Genomic DNA, 22872 nt, shown 5'->3' on the forward strand with positions numbered 1-22872 from the left:
ACGTACATTTGGCTATAATCTTTTTTTAGTTTTTAAAAGGAAATTTTAGTTTGAAAGACGCTCTGTTTATCTTATGTTTTGGTCTGCTTATCTATCTCGGGTTTGCAACAATTTTGGGTGATACTGCTCTGATGGGGAGCTTTGGTGCTGTTTTTGCCTCTTACAATCATTACTATTTTGGCTACATCTCTTATGTTTATATTTTTGCTTCACTTTTACCACTCTATATTGTTTATAAACAAAGTCCTATAGCTATCAAAAAAGTGGAGTTGTCCGTAGCCTCCTTTTTGATTTTTTTCTCTCTTTTGCTTGCTCAAGCACTTCTTGTTACTGATGAGCTTCGAGGTGCGTTTGGTGCAGGATTTGTGGATTTTTTATCGCCAAATATCGGGTTTTTCGGACTCTGGATATTTTGGTTTATTATCTCTCTTTTATCAATGGTTATCATTTTTGAGAAAAGCGCACATGAGATGGTGGATATGCTTTTTGCAAATCTCAAAAAAGTCAATATTAAAACCCCTAATGAGGATAGCCTAAAAAAAGCCTCTTTAAAAAAGAGCAAAGATGTGGATGTCGCAGCTCTTTACGCTAAAGCACAAAAAGAAAAAGGCGTTACCGTAGAAGCACCAAAAGAACAGAAACAAGAGAGTACAAAACAAGCTATAGAAAAACCCATAGAACCTCAAGAGGTAAAAGAGAGTGCTCCGCTACCTACTAGCACGCTGCCTAAAATCAAAGAACACAATATTTTAGAACTTGTAAACGAGCTAAAAGAGCAAAAAGGAGCTATTGTTGTCGAGGAGTTGGAAGAAAATGCAAAACTTCTTGCAGCCATCGAAAAAGGGGAGGTTGAAAAACCAAAAAATTTCAAACTGCCTTCGGTTGAATTTTTGCAAAAACCAAATGCAAAAGCGCATAGTGTCGATGAGAGTGAGCTTGACGGGAAGATAAAGTTTCTTATTGAAAAACTTGCCCACTTTAAGATAGAGGGGGATGTGGTGCGTACTTATGCAGGTCCCGTGGTCTCTACTTTTGAGTTTAAACCTGCCGCAAATGTTAAGGTTTCTCGTATCCTGAATCTTCAAGACGATTTGGCAATGGCGCTGAGTGCCGAGACTATCCGTATCCAAGCTCCGATTCCGGGTAAAGATGTGGTTGGGATTGAGATACCAAATGAGAAGATTGACACGATTTACCTAAGAGAACTGCTTGATAGCAAACTTTTCAAAGAGTCCTCTTCGCCGCTTACTATTGTTTTGGGCAAAGATATAGTGGGTAAGCCATTTGTAACAGACCTTAAAAAACTGCCTCACTTGCTTATAGCAGGAACAACGGGAAGCGGAAAGAGTGTGGGTATAAATGCTATGATACTTTCACTTCTCTATAAAAATTCTCCTGACCAGCTAAGACTACTGATGATAGACCCAAAAATGCTTGAGTTTTCTATCTACAACGATATTCCACATCTTCTGACCCCTGTTATAACCAAAGCTAAACAGGCTATTGTGGCGCTTAACAACATGGTTTATGAGATGGAGCGCCGTTACGCCCTTATGAGTGACAACAGAACCAAAAATATAGAGAGCTATAACGAAAAAGTGAAAAAAGAGGGTGGCGAAAATCTTCCTTACATTGTTGTAATTATTGATGAGTTGGCGGATTTGATGATGACAAGCGGCAAGGATGTAGAGTACTCTATTGCCAGACTTGCGCAGATGGCGAGAGCTTCAGGTATCCATCTTGTCGTGGCTACACAACGACCGTCCGTAGATGTTGTAACAGGTCTTATCAAAGCAAATCTTCCCTCTCGAATCTCTTACAGAGTAGGACAGAAAGTGGACTCTAAAATTATCCTAGACCAGCAGGGTGCAGAGTCGCTTCTTGGCAAAGGAGATATGCTCTTCACGCCTCCGGGCGCTACAGGGCTTGTGCGCCTTCATGCTCCATGGAGCACGGAAGAGGAGATTGAGAAAATTGTTGATTTTATAAAATCTCAAAGAGCGCCAAACTACGACAAGAGCTTTTTAGTTGAGGATAGCGAGGCAGCCAGTGCATCTATGGGAGAGAGCTATGAAGAGCTTGACCCTATGTTTGAAGAAGCTAAAAATGTGGTGCTTGCTGATAGAAAGACTTCTATCTCTTATCTTCAAAGAAAACTTCAAATCGGTTATAACAAATCTGCAAGGCTTATTGAACAACTTGAAAATGAGGGGATTCTATCTGCTCCAAACTCCAAAGGAATCCGTGACATTCTATAAATGTTACTAAAATACACATGTTTTTTATAAAATTTAGATATTTTGTTTATTTTGGTAACACCAATCTTCTGGTGTCTCTTTATTTTGTTACAATCCTACTAAATTTTAACTTATAGGAAAAAAAATGTCATTTATAGAAGAGTATAAAGCGCATACGTTAGATAGAGAGGCTCTTGGTGTACCGCCGTTGCCGCTAAACGCCGCGCAAGCTGTTGCATTGGTAGAGATGATAAAAGCAGGTGAAGGCGACATGGCTCAAAATGTTGATCTTCTTACAAACCGTGTCTCTCCGGGTGTTGACGATGCTGCTTATGTAAAAGCTGCATTTTTAAATGATGTTGCATCTGAAAAAATCAGCGTAGCGGCAATTGCGCCAGAGCAGGCTGTAAGTATGATGGGCATGATGCTTGGTGGATACAATGTTAAACCGATGGTTGATGCACTCGCTTCTAAAAATGCTAAAGTTGTAGAAGCGGCAAAAGAAGCACTTAAGCATACGCTTCTTGTTTATGATGCGTTTAATGATGTAGAAGAATTACACAAGAAGGGTAATGCGGCTGCTAGTGAAGTTATCACTTCATGGGCAAATGCAGAGTGGTTTACATCTAAACCAGCTATTGCAGAGGAGATTACTTTTACGGTATTTAAAGTTGCCGGTGAGACAAACACAGATGATCTCTCTCCTGCATCTGAAGCATTTACTCGTTCAGATATTCCTCTTCATGCAAACTCAATGCTCGTTGCAAAGATGAATAATCCTATTGACACTATCAAAAAACTTAAAGAAAAAGGTCATCCAATCGCTTACGTGGGCGACGTTGTTGGAACAGGCAGCTCAAGAAAATCAGGTGTAAACTCTGTTCAGTGGCACATGGGCGAAGATATCTCAGGTGTTCCTAATAAGCGTACGGGCGGTATCGTTATAGGCGGGATTATCGCTCCTATCTTCTTTGCTACATGTGAAGATTCAGGCGCACTTCCTTTGGAGATGAGCGTAACTGAGATGGAGATGGGTGATGTGGTAACGATTTATCCATACAAAGGCGAGGCACATAAAGATGGTAAGTGTATTGCAACATTCAAGCTCAACCCAAATACTATCGTTGATGAAGTACGTGCCGGCGGGCGTATCCCGCTTATCATCGGTCGTGGTTTGACTGCAAAAGCGCGCAGTGTTCTTGGACTTGGAGTATCAGATGTATTTATGACACCTGAACAGCCTGCCGATAGCGGTAAAGGATATACTCTTGCACAAAAAATGGTAGGTCGTGCGTGCGGCATGACCGGTGTTCGCCCCAGTATGTATGTAGAGCCTGTAACTTCAACTGTCGGTAGCCAAGATACAACGGGACCTATGACAAGGGATGAGATAGTAGAGCTTGCGGCACTTGGATTTAGTGCTGATTTGGTAATGCAGTCATTTTGTCACACGGCAGCATATCCGAAACCTTCAGATGTTGTGATGCACCATACACTTCCAGAGTTTATCTCTAAGCGTTCAGGTGTTGCACTTCGCCCTGGTGACGGAGTTATCCACTCATGGTTAAACAGAATGGTTCTGCCGGATACTGTCGGAACAGGTGCAGATAGTCATACGCGTTTTCCTATCGGCATCTCTTTCCCGGGTGGTTCTGGAATTGTTGCGTTTGCAGCAGTAACGGGGTCCATGCCTTTAACAATGCCTGAGTCGGTTCTTGTACGCTTCAAAGGCGAGCTGCAACCGGGTATCACACTTCGCGACCTTGTAAACGCTATTCCATATCAAGCTATCAAAGAGGGACTTTTAACGGTCGAGAAAAAGGATAAGAAAAATATCTTCAACGGTCGTATTTTAGAGATTGAGGGTCTGCCAAACATGAAGTGCGAGCAGGCGTTTGAACTCTCTGATGCGTCAGCTGAGAGAAGTGCAGCCGCTTGTACCGTTCTTTTAAATGAAGAGCCGGTAATTGAGTATCTAAAGTCAAACGTTGTTCTTTTAGAGTCTATGATTAAGGCCGGCTATGAGGACAAGCGTACATTGCAAAGACGTATTGAGAAAATGAATGAGTGGTTGGCAAATCCGTCACTTATGAAACCGGATGCTGATGCAGAGTATGCTGCAATCATTGAGATTGACTTAAATACAATCACGGAGCCTATTTTAGCATGTCCAAACGATCCGGATGATGTTGCGACACTAAGTGAAGTTTTGGCAAGCAACCGTCCTACAAAGATAGATGAAGTGTTTGTCGGTTCATGTATGACAAACATCGGTCACTACCGTGCGCTTGGAGAAGTTCTAAGAGGCGAGGGCGCTGTTCCGACAAGACTATGGGTTTGTCCTCCGACAAAAATGGATGAGAAACAGCTTACGGAAGAAGGGTACTACTCTATCTTTGGCAGCTCCGGTGCAAGAACCGAAGTTCCGGGATGTTCGCTCTGTATGGGTAACCAAGCACGTGTCGGCGATGGTGCGGTAGTTTTCTCAACTTCAACTCGTAACTTTGACAACCGTTTAGGTAAAGATACAAAAGTTTATCTTGGTTCCGCAGAACTTGCGGCTGTATGTGCAAAACTAGGTCGCCTGCCGAGTGCTGCCGAGTATAACGAGATAGTTCCTAAGAAAATCGCAGGTAAAGAGGCTAAGATTTACAAATATCTTAACTTTAATCTTATCAAAGATTACAAACTCTAAAAAATTGGCGCAAATCTCTTTGCGCCTCTATCTTTTTCTTCTTCTTCTGCTAAAATACATTACTTATTACGCTACTGGACTTTTTAATAATGCAGAAAATATATAAATTTGTGATTTTGATTTTTTTTCTTATTGGCGGAACTCTTTTTTTGTTTAATAATTTTATCAACAGCTATAACGAAGAGATAGCCAAAACAAAAGAGAAAATCAGTGGTGTTAACTTTGCACAAGAGGTGCAAAAATTTATTCTTAAAATTCAAAAGTTACGCGGATATAGCCAATTTGATGCAAACTTAATGAGTGAAGCAGACTATGCTCTTGTTGTAAATAATGTGGCGCTTATTAAAGCAGATGCACAAAAAGATATCGAAAACAGCAAAAATTTAAAAGCCCTATATCCGACACTCTATGATAAAGAGTATGAGCAAATTAAAAATGAGATTGAAACTCTTATAAACAGCTCGCTTGAAGATAAGGTGCTTATGTATCAAAAATACACTTATGTTATCGAGCAGCTGCAAGAGAAGATGTACTATCTCGGGTTTAAATCAAAGCTTCTGTTGGAGTCCGAGAGTGATAAATACTTTCTAATTGATATTATGCTCAAACATCTTCCAAATCTTATAGAAGTTGTGGGAAAAATAAGGGCAAAAACAAGCAGAGCTATTCTTGAAGACTCCACGGATGTTGAGCTTAGGTACTCCATCAAAAACAGCTGCATTCTTTGCGAGGAGCATGCAAAGCAGGTTCAAAAGGCTGTTGAAGGGATACGAGATTATGATGAAAAAACAAGACTTTTATCGCTCCTTGAAAATGTCAATACAGAGACAAAAAAGATGCAGGAGTATGTCAAAAAGAGCGTTACGCTTAGTGGTCAGACCATTAGCGCACTTGAGTTTTTTACACTCTCAACCAATACTATAGATAAGATTTTTGTACTCTATCGTGCAGATGCGGAGTTTTTGAACCAAAAACTAAACCAGAAATTAAAAGAGCTTGAAGAGGATAAGCTTCACGGAATTATCATAGGGGCGTTTATCGTTATTTTAATACTTCTTATTATTGCTTCTATGGTGAGAAGCTATACTCTATATGTGAAGAGTGAAAAGAAGATTAAAAATAACCTCACAGCCATTATTCAGCTTAAAAATGACCTAGAAAAGTGCGCTACAATCGAAGAAATAGCATCGCAGGCACTATACTTTTTTTCAGAGAAATTTGGTGTTGTACAAGGAGCGATTTATCTCTTTCATGAAGAGAACAACAAACTCTATCTGGCATCTTCGTATGCTACAAATGAGATGAAGCCCATTGTTGAGCTTGGAGAGGGGCTTGTGGGTGAAGTTGCAATCCAAAAAAAATCTATCGCCACAGAGTTTGAGATTTCTCAAAAACAGGTTTTTCGTATAGAAAATCTCACGGTTGCACCATCGAGCATCTGTACTCTTCCTCTGATGAGCCATGAGAAGATTTTCGGTGTTTTGCAACTTGCTTTTACAACAAAACATGAGATTGTCCATAATCAAGATTTTGCTTATTTTATAGATATGATTATCGGTTTTTTACGTGATGCGAAATCTGTCTATACAAGCAAAAAATATATTGACCTTATAGACAAATATGTTATTACGTCCAAAACAAATACAAAGGGAATTATTACCGATGTAAGTGATGCTTTTACTAAGATATCCGGATATACAAAAAATGAAGTTATAGGTAAATCACACTCCATAGTAGCACATCCGGACACCCCAAAAGAGGTTTATGAAGCACTTTGGAAAACTATTCTCGATGGCAAGATATATAAAGGAGAGTTAAAAAACCGCAACAAAAACGGAGATGATTACTGGATAGAGACTACTATCACGCCACAGATTGATAAATATGGAAATATTATGGGATTCTCCGCCATCATACGTGACATCACAGACAAGAAGAGAATTGAGCAGTATTCTATTACGGATGCGCTTACCGGACTTTATAATCGACGATTTTTCGATGTGCAGTTTGCAAAGGAGTATAAAATCTCAAAGCGAGACGGAAAAAATCTTGTTTTACTGATGATAGATATAGACTATTTTAAACAATATAATGATTTTTACGGACATCAAAAAGGCGATGAAACGCTAAGGGCGGTTGCAAAAACTATGCAGTTGCTCTTTAAAAGAGCCAACGACTATGTCTATCGTTTAGGAGGTGAAGAGTTTGCTGTCTCTTTTTATGCAGGAACGCAAGATGAGGCGCTGGAGAGAGCAGAGCTGCTTCGAAAAACTATTCAGAGCCAAAAAATAGAACACGCATCAAGCAAGATTTTAGACTATCTCTCGCTCTCAATAGGTCTTGCGTTTTTGCCAAAAGTATGTAAAATGGATGTTGCCGGGATATACCAAGCAACGGATGAAGCACTGTACAGTGCAAAAAATGGCGGAAGAAACAGAATTGAGATGGCGTCCCTTAATCCCTGATGATATCAAAACTTAGAGGATAAACAGGATTGAAGAGAGTTTTACTTACCGGTTGATTTTGCTTTTGATTTTTAAAGAGTATAGTGATTTTATTTTCAAACTCATCTTTATAAGAGATAGAATCTATAAGCTCTCCATTCATCTTGATAGTAAATTGTGTATCTTTGTAGTGCGCTGTATAGCTGTTTTGAGTGCTTTTTTTTGCCTTGGAGATAATCTTGAAAAAATCAAAATTTGACTCAATACGTCTTACAATAACTTGTTCTATCTCAGGTTCAACAATTGTTGCTTCAAAGTCATTTATATAAACCTCTTTTTTAATCGGTTTAAAATAGCTCCATCTTGCATTTTGCGGCTTGGAAGCAACTATATGACCGTTGTAGTTGATAGTTTTGTTCTCCTCGTCTGTAATGCTTTGAACAAAGTCTGCATCAAAAGAGGTCATAGAATCAAGTGAAGCAAAAAGCTGTGATGCAAAAAAAAGTGTAGTCAAAAAGAGTTTCATCTGCGCTCCTGTATTTTTTGGATTATATCCAATCTGACCTTGGTTTTCGCCTATTTATGCGATTTCTAATCTTATATGTGCTAGAATAAAGAGAATTTCTTTAAAGGTTGCAGATGCTACAAGCATTAATGGGAAAAATTTTTGGTACTTCCAATGATAGAGAATTAAAAAGATATAAGAAGATAGTAGGTAAGATAAACGCTCTTGAGCCGACATACCAAGCTCTTAGCGATGATGCGCTAAAAGAGGCGTTTGGAGCACTTAAAGAGAGTGTTCTCTTAGGCACAAAAAGTTTGGATGATGTTTTGGCAGACTCCTTTGCCATCACAAGAGAAGCAAGCAAAAGAGTGCTAAATATGCGTCATTTCGATGTACAGCTTATCGGTGGCATAGTTCTGCATGAGGGCAAAATCGCCGAGATGAAAACAGGAGAGGGGAAAACCCTTGTTGCAACATTGCCGATTGTTCTTAACGCTATAACCGGAAACGGGGTGCATCTTGTTACCGTGAATGATTATTTGGCTTCAAGAGACGGCAATGAAATGCGTCCGCTTTATGAGTTTTTAGGCTTTAGCGTAGGCGTTATCCTTGAAAATATGCACGACCCAATGGTAAAGCGAGAAGTTTACGGCGCGGATATAACATACGGAACAAACAACGAGTTTGGATTTGATTATCTAAGAGACAATATGAGCTATTCTCGTGAAAATATGGTTCAAAGAGGGCACAATTTTGTGATCGTTGATGAAGTTGACAGTATCTTGATTGATGAGGCACGAACACCGCTTATTATCTCCGGACCGACAAACAGAACACTTAAAGATTTTAAAGATGCAAATCGTATAGCTCTTGCTCTTGTCAAAGACGAGCATTTTAGCGTGGATGAGAAAGACAGAACGGTTCTTTTGACAGAAGATGGTATCACAAGAGCAGAAGAGCTTTTTGGAGTTGAAAATCTCTATAGTCCTGAAAACGCTTCACTCTCTCATGTACTCGACCAAGCACTTAAAGCAAACTACCTTTTTGAAAAAGATGTTGACTATGTTGTAAACAACGGTGAAGTAGTCATTGTCGATGAGTTTACAGGACGTTTAAGCGAAGGACGCCGCTACTCTGAGGGATTGCATCAAGCTCTTGAGGCAAAAGAGGATGTTGATATAAAAGAGGAGACGCAAACTCTTGCAGATATCACTTTCCAAAACTACTTTAGAATGTACAATAAACTTGCAGGTATGACAGGAACGGCGCAAACAGAAGCGACGGAATTTGCACAGATTTATGGTTTGGATGTTATCTCTATTCCTACCAATATCCCGATTTCCAGAGTTGATTTAAACGATTTGATTTACAAAACAGAGAGAGAGAAGTTTGAAGCCGTTATTAACACCATCAAAAAACTCTCCCAGACAGGTCAGCCGGTACTTATAGGTACTGCATCTATCGAAAAATCTGAAGTGCTGCATGAGTTCCTTAAAAAAGAAAAAATCGCACATACTGTTTTAAATGCAAAAAACCATGCACAAGAGGGTGAAATCATCAAAAGTGCAGGGGCAAAAGGTGCGGTAACGATTGCTACCAATATGGCAGGGCGTGGTGTTGACATCAAAGTAAATGATGAAGTCAAGGCACTTGGAGGTCTTTATATCATCGGAACAGAGAGACATGAAAACCGCCGTATCGATAATCAGCTAAGAGGAAGAAGCGGACGACAAGGGGATAACGGAACGACACAATTTTATCTCTCGCTTGAAGACAATCTTCTGCGTATTTTTGGAAGCGATAAAATTAAGAGTATTATGGAGCGTCTCGGCGTTGAAGACGGTGAGTATATTGAGTCAAAGATGGTAACCCGTGCAGTTGAAAAAGCACAGAAAAAAGTTGAAAATATGCACTATGAGGGTAGAAAGCATATAGTTGAATATGATGATGTAGCGAATGAACAGAGAAAGATTGTCTATAAGTTTAGAAACCAGCTTCTTGACCCCGAGTTTGATATAGCATCAAAAGTTGATGAGATACGGGGACAGTATATCGAGCATATTTTTAACAACTCCGGAATATTTAACGGCGGAGCAAAAGAGGACTATAACCTAGAAAAAGTGTTTAAAGTGCTTCACGAAGAGATGAATCTTGAGTTAAATCCGGCAGATTATGTATCGTTCGAGTATGAAGAGCTACTTGAGAGAGTGACGCAAAATGTCAAAAAAGTGTATGATGACAAGATGGGTGTACTTGACGTTTCTACGCGTGGTGAAATTGAAAGAGAGCTTTACCTCAAAGAGCTTGACAGTGCGTGGAGAGAACATCTGTATGCAATGGACAACATGAAAACAGGGATTAGACTTCGTGCATATAACCAAAAAGACCCGTTGGTTGAGTACAAAAAAGAGAGTTTTAACCTCTTTACCGAACTTGTTGAAGATATAAAGTTCAACACTATAAAAACTCTTCAAATTATACAGTTTAGAGTACAAGATCCGGAAGAAGAGGCGAGACGTGTTGCCGAGCAGCTTGATATACAAAGAAAGGTTCAAGAAGCAGCGATGCAATTTAACCGTCAGCTGGAAGAAGAGGCAAACAACAAGGCGAAAGTCTCAAGAAATGATCTCTGCCCATGCGGAAGCGGCAAAAAATATAAGCTTTGCTGTGGTAAAAGCGGTCCAAAAAAAGGTGTTTTTGCCTCTTGAAAACTTCAATCGTCTCTTACTTGGTAAAAAGATTTTTACGTTTTGACAACGAACAGCCTTTTATATTTCTCTCTGCGCTTTTAGCGTTCTTGGGGATTTCACTCGGTGTAATGGTGCTTATCATCGCAATGGCACTTATGAATGGTTTTGATAATGAGTTTAGAAAAAAACTTACCATCATGAACTACCCTTTAACAATAATGCCGAAGTTTTACGGTGCCGTAAATGAAGACCTTCTCATGACGCTTGAGATTCAGTTTCCAAATCTTAGCTTTAGCCCTTACGTGCAGTCTGCGATTATGGCACGAAGCGGCTCAAAGCTTGAGGGAGGCTATCTGTTTGGAGTTGATTTTAAGAGTGAAGCAAAAGTAAACAGTGTTGTCAAAAAAGCGATTGAGGGGAAGAGTTTTGACAAGTTTGATGTGTTGGTCGGTAAAACACTAAAAGATGAGTTTATGCTTAATGATGATGACAAACTCATGTATATCTTTACCCACGTAGAGCCGGGCGGGATGAATGTCACTCCAAAAATCAAAAGATTTCAGGCAAAGGGATTTTTTGACTCCGGACTATCAGCTTACGACAAAGCCTACAACTACACCACGATTGCTTCACTTCAGACTATGCTTAACTTACCAAGCAACCAGTATAGCGGTATCCACATCTTTTCTGCAAATCCCCAAGAAGATATAGTTAAAATCAGAAAGCATCTTCCGCAAAGCGTAGCCATAAAAGGGTGGTGGGAAGATAATGTCAACTTTTTTGCAGCACTTGAGCTGGAAAAAGCATCTCTTTTTATCGTGCTGATGCTTATCATCCTAATTGCAGCGATTAATATCATCTCTTCTTTACTTATGACGGTTATGAACAGAAGAAGCGAAATAGCACTTCTTTTATCGCTTGGAACAACGCCTGCTGAAATCAAAAAAGTGTTTTTATATCTAGGTGTTGTTATAGGAACAAGTGGTATTTTAGCTGGAATCGCCCTTGGTATGAGCGGCTTATGGGTACTTAGCACTTTTGACATCATCCATCTTCCAAAAGATGTCTATCCAACCTCTACATTGCCGCTTGATTTGAGCGTACAAGACTTTTTCTCGATTGTTATCGGTGCTTTTGTCATAGTAATTATTTCATCTTTTTATCCAGCAAAAAAAGCGAGCGAAGTAGATATTCTTACCGTTTTGAGGAATGAGTAGAAGAATCTGCTTCTTCTTGGCTTTTTAATAGTTCAAAAGGGTACATAAGTGTTCTTTTGATGATATTGAAAGGTGCAACGACTATGTCTTTGGTTAGCTGTGTTTTAACATCCGGATTATCAAGTGCACCTGTAATATGCAAAGAGGTTGAGACACTTTCATTTCCGAGCAATATATGACCGATGAGTGGGATTTTTGAAAATGAGCTTCCTAGCTGTGTTTTGAGGTTGAGATCAAGATTGATGCTATTTTCTTTGATGCTTGCTTCTCCGGCACCGACAATCTCTATCTCTTTTGAGTTAAGATATATATCGCTTATCTTGTATTTTTCATCCTGAAGTTTAAACTTCATATATGCCTCTTTTGTTTTTATGCCATTGATGTTGTATCCGGGAAGAGAGAATGTTATAAGTGAAGGGACGGTGTTGACAAAGGCAAGAACATTGTTTAAAATCTTATAATCCAAAATCGTAGTATCTTTGATATGGATAGTTCCATCATACTCTTTAAGCGGTCCGCTGATGTAAAACTCCATTTCACCGCCTTTAAATTTGGAGTTTGCAAAGAGATTTTCCATAAACAAATCGTTAAAGTTTCCGCCCATGAGATAAAACTTTTTCTCCCTGAGAAGAAAATTTGCTTTACCGTTTTGATGTTTAAGTTCGCCATGAAGCATCTCATCGTTATACGTAAAGTAGATACTATCTGAAATAATGCTTCTGTTTTCACTCAAGTAGAGCGAGCAGCCTGTAGTTTGGATGGAGACGGGAAGAGATTTTGTCTTTTGCTCTTTTTGCGCTACTTGTACATCCTCGTCCGTATCGTTGCTATCAAAGATATTTATCACTTCATCTATATTTATAACAAGATCATTTGCTTTTATCTTTAATGTATCTTCAAGGTCTATGGTTATGAGATTATTTATCTTTGCTTTTGCATATCCTGTTTTTGTGTCATACGCTCCAACAACAGAATAACTTTCTACCGGTTTGTTCTCTTCTATAATAATTTTATGTTTATAGTCAGTATCCAAAGAGAAAGAGAGCTCATCCTCGTCGCTCTTTTTTTGCGCTCTAAATTGACCGTTGATTAGACCGTACTTTTGTAAAAGTTTGGATTTTTTGGCAAGATATTCAAGCGAAGCAACCTTAAAGTGCCATGCTTTGTCATCAAGCAGATATTCAACCCCATATTTGCTTGAGCTTATCTGTAACGCATCGCCTCTCTTTTTTATGGCAAGTTCAATTTTTTCATCAGCACTGAAAATCTCCTCAAACGCTTCATTTTGAAAGTAAAGCTCTTGGATATCTACTGCTCCTAGACCGCTCTTGGAGTTATACTTTGCACTTAATTTTGCATTTATACTATCTTCATACCCAACTACCGCATCTTCAAGCCAGATGCCATCATCCAAGAGAGAAGCCGTTGCACTATGTACATCAATGTTTTTTTTGTCAATACGAAGCATAAATGGATTTTGCGCACTCATTGAGACCACTCCGTCTTTGTAGAGTGTTTTAAGGTTTACTGCTTTGTTCAATGAAACACCATTATAGTCCAAAGAGAGCAGGGCGATATCAAAAAAAGCTTCTTGTGATTTAAAGGAGACATCACCCAAAAGTGTGGCGGTTGCCGTGTCTTGGACTTTTATATTTGTAGATGGGATTTTTGCTTCAAGGTTTTTTATGTCAAAGAGAACTTTTGCGGCATCCACATCAACAATATGTTCTTTGTAGTTCCATCGTGATTTTGCTATTTTCAGATAATCTTGTTTTTCATCGATAAAGTAAGTGACACCAAGGGGTTTCTCGTTAGGCGCAAGCGATAGATTTTTATCGGCAAAAGAGATAGTATCAAATGCAAAATCAAGTTTGCCTATCGACTTTTTAGCCTGCAAATCTAAAGCGACGGTTGCAGTTGCTATATCTTTGTAAGATGCTTTCATATCTTTTACTTTAACATCAGAATTTTTAAGCATAACATGTGCATCCAAAATATCGATATCTAGCCCCAAATAGTTTATCTGCGACTCTTTTGCATAAAAATCTCCGACTGCCTCTACATCCAAAGTCATAAGATTAATCTCTAAAGTCAAATCAGTATCTATCATCCCTTTTGTCTGAACAAACGGAAGTTTGATTTCATAATTATTGAGCAGATGCAGTAGGTCTTTGTTTGCTTGACCCTTAAAGAGGAGATGGAGTGTTAAAAGCTCCTCTTTGGTTGTAAAATCAATCTTTAACCAGCTTTTGTCAAGAAAAAAATCATAGGAGTAGGCATTTTGAGGTCGGATAAAAAGTACACCGTTTTTAAACTCCAAATCCGTCATTTTAGTTCTAATTGGTGCTACTTTTGTATCATAAGTGTAAATCAAATCATTTGCTACGGCTTTTGCATAAATATTTAGGTATGCATCCTTCATTTTTTCATACTCAAGCCAGCCATAGAGTGCTTTAAGTTCCAGGCTTGATAACACTATCGCATCATCAACCCAGTATTTGAGTTCTTGGTCAAAATCAAAAAGTGATACTATTTGCTTTATATTTTTGATTTTTTGTTCTGATTCTACCGCATAATGTAACTTTTCTCTGTCGCTATGAGTATATAGTTTCAATACTGTTTCGTCTTGTATAGTAACTTTAAGTGCAGTTGTAAGCTCAAGTGTACCTTTGGTTGTAAAAATTATATCACCGTCTATTTTGAGACCTTTATTGATGATTTCACATTTTTGAAGAAGAAGGTGAAAGAAGGTGTCGTTTGAGGTAAGCAGACCCTCTAATGCCACATCCGGTGAGTAGAGCTTTATAAATCCATCGTTTGCTTCACTATACTTCAACTCTAAGTTAAAGTTGCCAAAAGCCACTTTGTCAAGGCTTATCTCTTGAAAAAGGCTAAGATAGGCAAGTTTTGGTTTTAGGGAAGTCAGTAGAACTTGATAATCAGCTAAAGAATCGTCTTTTTCTTCTGTGTTTGTAAGAGTTATCTCTTTGACATGAAGCGTTATCTTTTCATCCCATTTAATGTATAATTCCTCAGCTTTAATATTTGAAAATGAGACGTTTTTAACAAATATTCCATGCTGTAAAAAGATAAAAAGAGTCAGAAGCAGTAAAAGTATGAATGATAAAATAGTAACGATAGCAAACTGGATTTTTGAGATAGCATTAATAATCATCTTGTCGTTCATATACTACCTAACTCAGCCTGTAAATTCCCCTAAAGTACTATACATTCCTGAGGGTTCCATTGGTAAGATTATAGCACAAATGCAAGAGAAGCACTATAATGTCAGCAAGCTTGATGTATTTTTAGTTCGTCTTATGGGATCCCCGCAAAGTGGTTGGATTAATCTTGCTACAACGCACAATAGAAGATGGGATTTTCTTTACAAACTTACCACTGCAAAAGCTCCTCTTGTTGCCATCACGCTAATCCCGGGAGAAACAACGCATATTTTTTTCAATCAGCTTAGCACGCAACTACAACTCAGCAGAGAGCTTTTACAACAGGAATATGAACTTCAATCCAAGCGTATCGAAGGAGTTTTTGTTCCAAACACCTACAAGCTGCCGCTTGGTATAACAGAAAAAATGGCTATAAAAATTTTGCTCCGTGAATCACAAGAGCAGATGCAAAGAACAGCAAAAATGATATTTGGACTTTATGATGAGAAAAAATGGTTTCATTTTGTAACAATTGCCTCCATTATTCAAAAGGAATCAGCTACGATTGATGAGATGCCGCTTGTTAGTTCTGTTATCTATAACAGACTTAAAAAGGGGATGAAATTACAGATGGACGGAACACTAAATTATGGGCAGTATTCCCATGTAAAAGTAACTCCTGAGATGATTAAAAATGATACTTCAACCTACAATACATACCTAAATAAGGGACTTCCTGAACATCCTGTCTGTAACGTCAGTCTTGAAGCAATCAGGGCTGCAATTTTTCCGGCACAAAGTGACTACCTCTACTTTATGAAATCCAAAAATGGAACACATGATTTTACGCGTAACTATTCTACACATTTGGACAATATTAAACGTGCTACTAATTGAAACACTTTTAAAAGAAAAGTAAATAGTTTTACAATGTTTTGTCATATTATTTATCTTGATGGTAAGATGTCTTTATAAATTTTTGCACTATGTGTTACCTTATTGCAAGAATATAAAATATTAAACCAAGGACAAAGAGATGTCAAAAATTATCTGGTCAAAGATTGATGAAGCACCGGCTTTAGCAACATATTCGTTTTTACCAATCGTAAGAGCTTTTACTAAAAATGCAGGCGTTGATGTAGAGTTGAGTGATATTTCGCTCTCAGGAAGAGTGATCGCAACATTTTCTGATTTTCTTACACCGGAACAAAAACAAGCAGATGCATTAGCACAGCTTGGTGAGATGGTGCAAGATGCAGAGTGCAATATTATAAAATTGCCAAATATTTCAGCTTCTGTCCCACAGCTTAAAGCTTGTATAGCAGAGCTCCAATCTCAAGGATACGCACTTCCAAATTACCCTGAAGATGCAAAAACAGATGAAGAAAAAGCTATAAAAGAGAGATATTCTGCTTGTTTGGGTTCTGCGGTAAATCCGGTTCTTAGAGAAGGTAACTCGGATAGACGTGCAGCTGTAGCTGTTAAAAATTTTGCTAAGAAAAATCCTCATAAATTAAGAGCATTTTCTGAAAACTCAAAAGCTTACGTTGCACACATGACAGGCGATGATTTCTATGAAAATGAGCAGTCTGTTATCAAAAAAGGTAACTCAAAAGTTTCTATCAACTTAAACGGCAAGCTTTTAAAAGAGATAAATGCGGTTGATAGCGAAATTTTAGACGGTACTTTTATGTCTGCAAAAGCTCTTAGAGCATTTTATCAAGAGACATTGGAAGAGGCAAAAGCTAAAGATGTACTTTGGTCACTTCACTTAAAAGCAACTATGATGAAAATTTCTGACCCGATTATGTTCGGTCATGCTGTTGAAGTATTTTTCAAAGATGTTTTTGCAAAGTATGCAGATGAGTTTAAGGCACTTGGCATAAATGCCAACATGGGTCTTGGAGATTTATATAAAAAACTTGAAAAATCATCTAAAAAAGACGAGATTGAAGCGGCTATTATGGCAACTTACAAATCTCAGCCAAATATGGCGATGGTTGATTCTGACAAAGGTATCACAAATCTACACGCTTCAAACGACATTATCATTGATGCTTCTATGCCGGTTGTCGTACGTGACGGCGGAAAAATGTGGAATGCAGAGGGTAAAGTTCAGGAGTGTGTTTCTGTAATTCCGGACAGAACGTATGCAACTTTTTACAAAGAGATAGTTGATGACTGTGTTGCAAATGGTCAGTTTGATGTAACAAGTATGGGTAATGTTTCAAATGTCGGCTTAATGGCACAAAAAGCTGAAGAATACGGCTCTCATCCTACGACTTTTGAAATTTCGGAAGATGGTGTTGTTGAAGTAGTTGATGCAGACGGTACAGTTTTAATGAGCCATAATGTTGAAAAAGGCGATATCTGGAGAATGAGCAGAGCAAAAGATGCTGCTATTAAAGACTGGGTAAAACTATCTCATGAAAGAGGTGTTATAACAGGTTCACCTGTAGTGTTCTGGTTGGATTCATTTAGACCGCATGATGCAAACTTGATTAAAAAATTGATGGAGTATTTACCGGCTCATTTGGCAAAAGCTCCAATCGAGTATGAGATTTTGGCTCCAAAACAAGCTATGAGATACTCACTAAGAAGAGTAAGAGCGGGAGTTGATACTATCAGTGCGACAGGAAACGTCCTAAGAGATTATTTAACAGACCTTTTCCCGATTTTAGAGCTTGGAACATCTGCAAAAATGTTATCAATCGTTCCGCTTTTAGCGGGTGGCGGTGTATTTGAAACAGGTGCGGGCGGGTCTGCTCCAAAGCATGTTGAGCAATTCGTAAAAGAAGGTCACTTAAGATGGGACTCTCTTGGAGAATTTTTGGCACTTGCCGAGTCTTTAAGATTTATTGCACAAAAGCATAACTCTAAAGAGCTAGAAGCCGTAACTGAAGCTCTTGATATTGCAAATGCAGGATACCTTGACAATAACAAAGCTCCGGGAAGAAGCGCAGGCGAGCCTGATAACAAAGCTTCTCACTTCTTTGTTGCACAGTACTGGGCAGAGGCTTTGGCAAATCAGACAAAAGCGCCTGAGTTGGCGGCTAAGTTTGCTCCTGTAGCAGCTGCACTAAAGGACAGTGAAGCAAAAATTATGGAAGAGTTAATGGCTGTTGAGGGTAAAACTCAAGATATCGGCGGATACTACCATCCAAATGATGCAAAAGCAGATGCTGCGATGAGACCGTCTGCAACATTAAATGCCATCATTGATAGCATTTAATATTATTTTATAGGCAGGGATTTTTTCTCTGTCTATTTTCTTTTTTTATGAAACTTTTTAGTTTTATAAAAAAGGCAAAAAATGTCTTTAGTTGTGGTGTGTTCAAGGGCTTCATTAAGCCTATTTTGTTACTATATTGCAATTTAATTTCAAGGAGTGTGTATGAATCAAGGAAAAAGAGTCGGAATCGTTGGTGCTGGAAATGTCGGTGCAACAGTAGCATACTCTTTAGCAATGCTTGGTTCTTGTCATGAGATAATTCTTCGTGATAACAAGATTGATGTTGCTAAAGGAAAAGCGTTAGATATGAGCCAAGCTGCAGCAGCGGTAAGAAGCCACACCGTGGTAAGTGTTGCTGAAGAGATGTCGGATTTGACAAACTGTGATGTTGTCGTAGTAACTGCAGGAAGCCCAAGACTTCCGGGTATGAGCCGTGACGATCTGCTTATGATTAATGCAAATATTACAAAAGATGTTATTGCCGGAGTTGCAAAATACTCGCCTGATGCTATCATCATTATGGTTTCTAATCCGCTCGATGCCATGACTTATGTCGCACTCAAAGAAAGCGGTTTTGAGAGAAGCCGTGTTATAGGAATGGCTGGGATACTAGACAGTGCGAGAATGGCGAGTTTTATACAAGAAAAACTTGGCTATGGCGGAGGTCAAATTAGAGCTTCTGTTATGGGCGGACATGGTGATGATATGGTTCCGCTTGCTAGCTACTCAACTGTTGCAGGGGTTCCTTTGGCAAATCTTCTCTCACCTTCAGAGATTCAAGATATTGTTGTTCGTACGCGTAACGGCGGAGCTGAGATTGTAGGTTATCTAAAAACCGGTTCTGCATACTATGCGCCGGCAAAAGCAACGGCTATCATGGTAGAAGCGATACTTAAAGATACAAAACAGATTCATCCGTGTGCTGTCTATTTGGAAGGTGAGTATGGTCACTCTGATGTAGTTTCCGGCGTACCGGTTATGCTTGGAGCAAACGGAGCTGAGAAAATTATTCAAATATCTCTTAGCGAAGATGAGAAAAAAATGTTTGAAGGTTCTTGTAACTCTGTAAAGAATCTAATCAATACACTAAACAACAATAATTTTTTTAATAAAGGAGAATAAAATTTGAGTACACGTATAGAAAAAGATACAATGGGAGAGATTGCAGTACCCATAGATGCTTATTGGGCTGCACAAACTCAAAGATCTATTGAAAATTTCGCCATCGGTGAAGAGAAGATGCCTTATGAGATTACAAGAGCGTTTTCATATCTAAAAAAAGCAGTTGCACTTGTAAATAAAGATTTGGGCAAGCTTGATGCTAGAAAAGCAGATGCTATAGCACAGGCTTGTGATGATATGCTGGCAGGAAAGCTGGATGATGCTTATCCTCTTGTTGTTTGGCAGACTGGTTCAGGCACACAGTCAAACATGAACAACAACGAGGTTTTAGCGTCTCGTGCAACAGAAATCTTGGGCGGCGATTTTAGAGTAGAGAAGCTTATCCACCCAAACGATGATGTAAACAAATCTCAAAGCTCAAACGACACATACCCGACGGCTCTTCATGTAGCAGCAGTAATTGCAGTAGAAACCCGTGTTTTACCTGCTATTAAAAAATTAAGAGCAACATTGATTGAAAAATCTGCAAAATTTGATCATATTGTTAAGATTGGAAGAACTCACTTGCAGGATGCTACACCTCTGACTCTCGGTCAAGAGATTAGCGGTTGGGTTGAGATGCTTAACAAGTGTGAGAAGATGGCTAAAGACTCTCTTGAAGCCGTTCGTGAGCTAGCACTTGGCGGTACTGCCGTAGGAACTGGTCTTAATGCTCATCCTGAGCTTGGAGAGAGAGTAGCTAAAAAATTGACAGAACTTACAGGTCACACATTTGTAACTGCTCCGAACAAGTTTCACGCACTTACTTCTCATGACGCATTAGTTTTTGCACACGGCGCTCTAAAAGCGCTCTCTGCGGATATGATGAAGATAGCAAATGACGTTCGCTGGTTAGCATCCGGTCCTAGATGCGGCATAGGTGAGATTACTATTCCTGAAAACGAGCCGGGTTCTTCGATTATGCCGGGTAAAGTAAACCCTACACAAAGCGAAGCGGTAACTATGGTTACATGCCAAGTGATGGGAAATGACGCAGCTATCGGTTTTGCGGCAAGTCAGGGAAATTTCCAGCTAAATGTATTTAAGCCTGTAATTGCGTATAACTTTTTACAATCATGTCGCTTATTGGCAGATTCTATCATATCGTTTAATGATAATTGTGCAGTTGGAATTGAACCGGTAGAAGATAAGATAGATTTTTATCTCAATAACTCGCTTATGTTGGTAACTGCACTTAACCCATATATAGGGTATGAAAATGCGGCAAAAATAGCAAAGACAGCACATAAAAACGGCTCAACTCTCAAGGAGACAGCGATAGAGCTAGGACTTTTGAGTGCCGAAGAGTTTGACAGATATGTTGTTGCAAAAGATATGATATCGCCAAAAGCGTAAATTTTACAAAAAGGAAGAGTTTAATGAATATACATGAATATCAGGCAAAACAGATTTTTGCCAAGTATGGTGTACCGACACCAAAAGGTTTAATGGCAGAGAGTGTAGAGCAGGCAGTTAAAAATGCCGAGATTTTAGGCGGTCCTATCTGGGTTGTTAAGGCTCAAATCCACGCTGGAGGTCGCGGTCTTGGCGGTGGTGTCAAACTTGCTCGTTCATTAGAAGAAGTTGAAAAGCTCTCTCGTGAGATTTTAGGGATGACTTTGGTTACTCACCAAACAGGACCTGAAGGTAAACTTGTTCAAAAACTATACATCGAAGACGGTGCAGATATAAAAGATGAGCTATATCTTGGTGTTGTTCTTGACCGTGCAAAAGAGATGCCTATCATTATGGCTTCAACAGAGGGCGGTATGGCGATAGAGGATGTTGCACATGATACTCCTGAGAAGATTATCAAAGTAGCCGTTGATCCGGCTATCGGTTTTCAAGGTTTTCACGGAAGAGAGTTAGTGTTTGGTTTAGGTATCACTGACCCATCTGAGCAGAAAAAATTTATAGATTTTGCTTCAAAACTCTATAAACTCTATATGGAAAACGATGCAGAGATGATAGAAATAAACCCGCTTGTAAAAACAGGAAGCGGTGAATTTTTAGCGCTTGACGGTAAAATGGGATTTGATGATTCAGCACTCGGTCGTCATCCGGAAATTGAAGCTATGAGAGATATTAGCGAAGAGGATGCTGATGAGAGAGAAGCCGGCAAATACGGACTTTCTTATGTGTCGCTTGACGGTGAAATCGGCTGTATGGTAAACGGAGCAGGTCTTGCAATGGGTACTATGGACACAATCAACTACATGGGCGGAACTCCTGCAAACTTCCTTGATGTCGGTGGAAAAGCAAATGCCGAGACTGTTGCAAAAGGTTTTGAGATAATTCTTAAAAACCCAAAAGTAAAAGCAATATTTGTAAATATTTTCGGAGGAATCGTTAGATGTGACCGTATAGCAAACGGTATCTTAGAAGCTACAAAACTTGTAGATGTTCATGTTCCTGTAATTGTTCGCCTTGACGGTACAAATGCACCGGAAGCGGCAGAGATTTTAAGAAACGCAAATATTGCAAATGTTATAGCGGCTACGGATTTGGCTGACGGCGCTGCAAAAGCAGTAGCAGCTGCAAAACAAGCTAAGTAAGGAGGGGATTTATGAGTATATTGGTAAACAAAGACACAAAAGTAATCGTTCAAGGTTTTACGGGTAAAGAGGGTTCTTTTCATGCTGAGCAGTGTTTGGCGTACGGAACAAAGATAGTCGGAGGTGTAACACCAAATAAAGGCGGAACTGAGCATTTAGGTCAACCTGTATTTAACACGGTAAAAGATGCGGTTAGCGCTACCGGTGCAACGGTATCTATGATATTTGTTCCTCCGGTTTTTGTGGCAGATGCTGTTATGGAAGCAGCTGATGCCGGAATTGAACTTGCGGTTATCATCACAGAGGGTGCACCGGTTCGTGATATGCAAGCAGCTAAAGCGTATGCAGTGAAACATGGTATGAAAACCATAGGACCAAACTGTCCGGGTATCATCACGGCTGAAGAGTGTAAAATCGGAATTATGCCGGGAATGATTTTCAAAAAAGGAAATGTCGGACTTATCTCAAAATCCGGAACGCTTACTTACGAGGGTGCAAACCAAGTTTGCAGAGAAGGTTTTGGAATATCTACTGCGGTTGGTATCGGCGGAGACCCGATTATCGGTCTTTCATACAAACAACTTCTTCCGATGTTTGAAGCAGACCCGGAGACTCACGCAATCGTTATGATTGGTGAAATCGGAGGAGACTTGGAGATTCAAGCAGCGGCTTATATCAAAGAAAACATCAAAAAGCCTGTTGTGGCATTTATTGCAGGACAAACTGCACCTAAAGGCAAGAGAATGGGTCATGCCGGTGCGATAGTAAGCGGCGGAGCAGGAACAGCAGCCGAGAAAATGGCAGCTTTAGAGGCAGCTGGTGTAAAAGTTGTTGTTTCACCTGCTGAAATTGGTAAGGCAATCGCCGAAGTTTTGGCAAAAAAGTAACATTTTAAAAATGTGCGAGCTACATTTTGTAACATATTTGTTTCTAAAGAAGGCGTTATGAGCACATTTTAGAGTTGCATTAATA

13 protein-coding genes are annotated in these 22872 nt (G+C 39.3%); 11 read left to right on the plus strand and 2 right to left on the minus strand.

The features are described from left to right. The first annotated feature begins 50 nt into the window (after window positions 1-50). The 3 genes from PHY84_RS01280 to PHY84_RS01290 all read left to right on the plus strand — a co-directional run bounded on the left by PHY84_RS01280 (window position 51) and on the right by PHY84_RS01290 (window position 7397). A complete protein-coding gene (locus PHY84_RS01280; protein WP_299856899.1) occupies window positions 51-2258 on the plus strand; it encodes a DNA translocase FtsK 4TM domain-containing protein in 2208 nt (735 codons plus the stop codon). 124 nt (window positions 2259-2382) lie between these two features. Beyond that, entirely contained in the window at window positions 2383-4932 is a 2550-nt protein-coding gene (gene acnB, locus PHY84_RS01285) for a bifunctional aconitate hydratase 2/2-methylisocitrate dehydratase (RefSeq protein ID WP_299856901.1), read from the plus strand. Window positions 4933-5081: 149 nt separating this feature from the next. Continuing rightward, complete coding sequence (locus tag PHY84_RS01290; protein WP_299856903.1) at window positions 5082-7397, plus strand: diguanylate cyclase; 2316 nt, start codon at window positions 5082-5084, stop codon at window positions 7395-7397. Here PHY84_RS01290 and lolA read toward each other — a convergent pair. Continuing rightward, window positions 7387-7902, minus strand: coding sequence for a LolA-like outer membrane lipoprotein chaperone (gene lolA, locus PHY84_RS01295; RefSeq protein ID WP_299856905.1), 516 nt, complete (start codon window positions 7900-7902; stop codon window positions 7387-7389). The genes PHY84_RS01290 and lolA overlap by 11 nt on opposite strands. A gap of 113 nt (window positions 7903-8015) precedes the next feature. On the opposite strand from lolA, the gene secA reads away from it, so the two are divergent. Both secA and PHY84_RS01305 read left to right on the plus strand, forming a co-directional pair. After that, a complete protein-coding gene (gene secA, locus PHY84_RS01300; protein WP_299856908.1) occupies window positions 8016-10589 on the plus strand; it encodes a preprotein translocase subunit SecA in 2574 nt (857 codons plus the stop codon). Continuing rightward, window positions 10586-11788: an ABC transporter permease gene (locus PHY84_RS01305; RefSeq protein ID WP_299856911.1), complete on the plus strand. Its 1203-nt coding sequence runs from the start codon at window positions 10586-10588 to the stop codon at window positions 11786-11788. Before secA ends, PHY84_RS01305 begins: the two co-directional genes overlap by 4 nt. On the opposite strand, the gene PHY84_RS01310 is transcribed toward PHY84_RS01305, so the two are convergent. Beyond that, entirely contained in the window at window positions 11766-14975 is a 3210-nt protein-coding gene (locus PHY84_RS01310) for an AsmA-like C-terminal domain-containing protein (protein WP_299856913.1), read from the minus strand. The two genes, PHY84_RS01305 and PHY84_RS01310, sit on opposite strands and share 23 nt — an antisense overlap. Here PHY84_RS01310 and mltG point away from each other — a divergent pair. From mltG to sucD, 6 genes are all read left to right on the plus strand, one after another. Then, complete coding sequence (mltG, locus tag PHY84_RS01315) at window positions 14905-15849, plus strand: endolytic transglycosylase MltG (protein WP_299856915.1); 945 nt, start codon at window positions 14905-14907, stop codon at window positions 15847-15849. The two genes, PHY84_RS01310 and mltG, sit on opposite strands and share 71 nt — an antisense overlap. A gap of 139 nt (window positions 15850-15988) precedes the next feature. Next, complete coding sequence (locus PHY84_RS01320; protein ID WP_299856917.1) at window positions 15989-18184, plus strand: NADP-dependent isocitrate dehydrogenase; 2196 nt, start codon at window positions 15989-15991, stop codon at window positions 18182-18184. Between the two features lie 162 nt (window positions 18185-18346). Next, window positions 18347-19306: a malate dehydrogenase gene (mdh, locus tag PHY84_RS01325; protein ID WP_299856919.1), complete on the plus strand. Its 960-nt coding sequence runs from the start codon at window positions 18347-18349 to the stop codon at window positions 19304-19306. Window positions 19307-19309: 3 nt separating this feature from the next. Continuing rightward, window positions 19310-20701 carry a class II fumarate hydratase gene (fumC, locus tag PHY84_RS01330; protein ID WP_299856921.1) on the plus strand — a complete coding sequence of 464 codons (1392 nt, stop codon included), beginning with the start codon at window positions 19310-19312 and terminating at the stop codon, window positions 20699-20701. 23 nt (window positions 20702-20724) lie between these two features. Beyond that, window positions 20725-21900, plus strand: a complete 1176-nt coding sequence (gene sucC / locus PHY84_RS01335) for an ADP-forming succinate--CoA ligase subunit beta (RefSeq protein WP_299856923.1) — start codon at window positions 20725-20727, stop codon at window positions 21898-21900. A gap of 11 nt (window positions 21901-21911) precedes the next feature. After that, window positions 21912-22787: a succinate--CoA ligase subunit alpha gene (gene sucD / locus PHY84_RS01340; RefSeq protein WP_299856925.1), complete on the plus strand. Its 876-nt coding sequence runs from the start codon at window positions 21912-21914 to the stop codon at window positions 22785-22787. The last annotated feature ends 85 nt before the right edge of the window (window positions 22788-22872 follow it).

Origin of the sequence: Sulfurimonas sp. (assembly GCF_028694605.1) — a bacterium.
Taxonomy (GTDB): Bacteria; Campylobacterota; Campylobacteria; order Campylobacterales; family Sulfurimonadaceae; genus Sulfurimonas.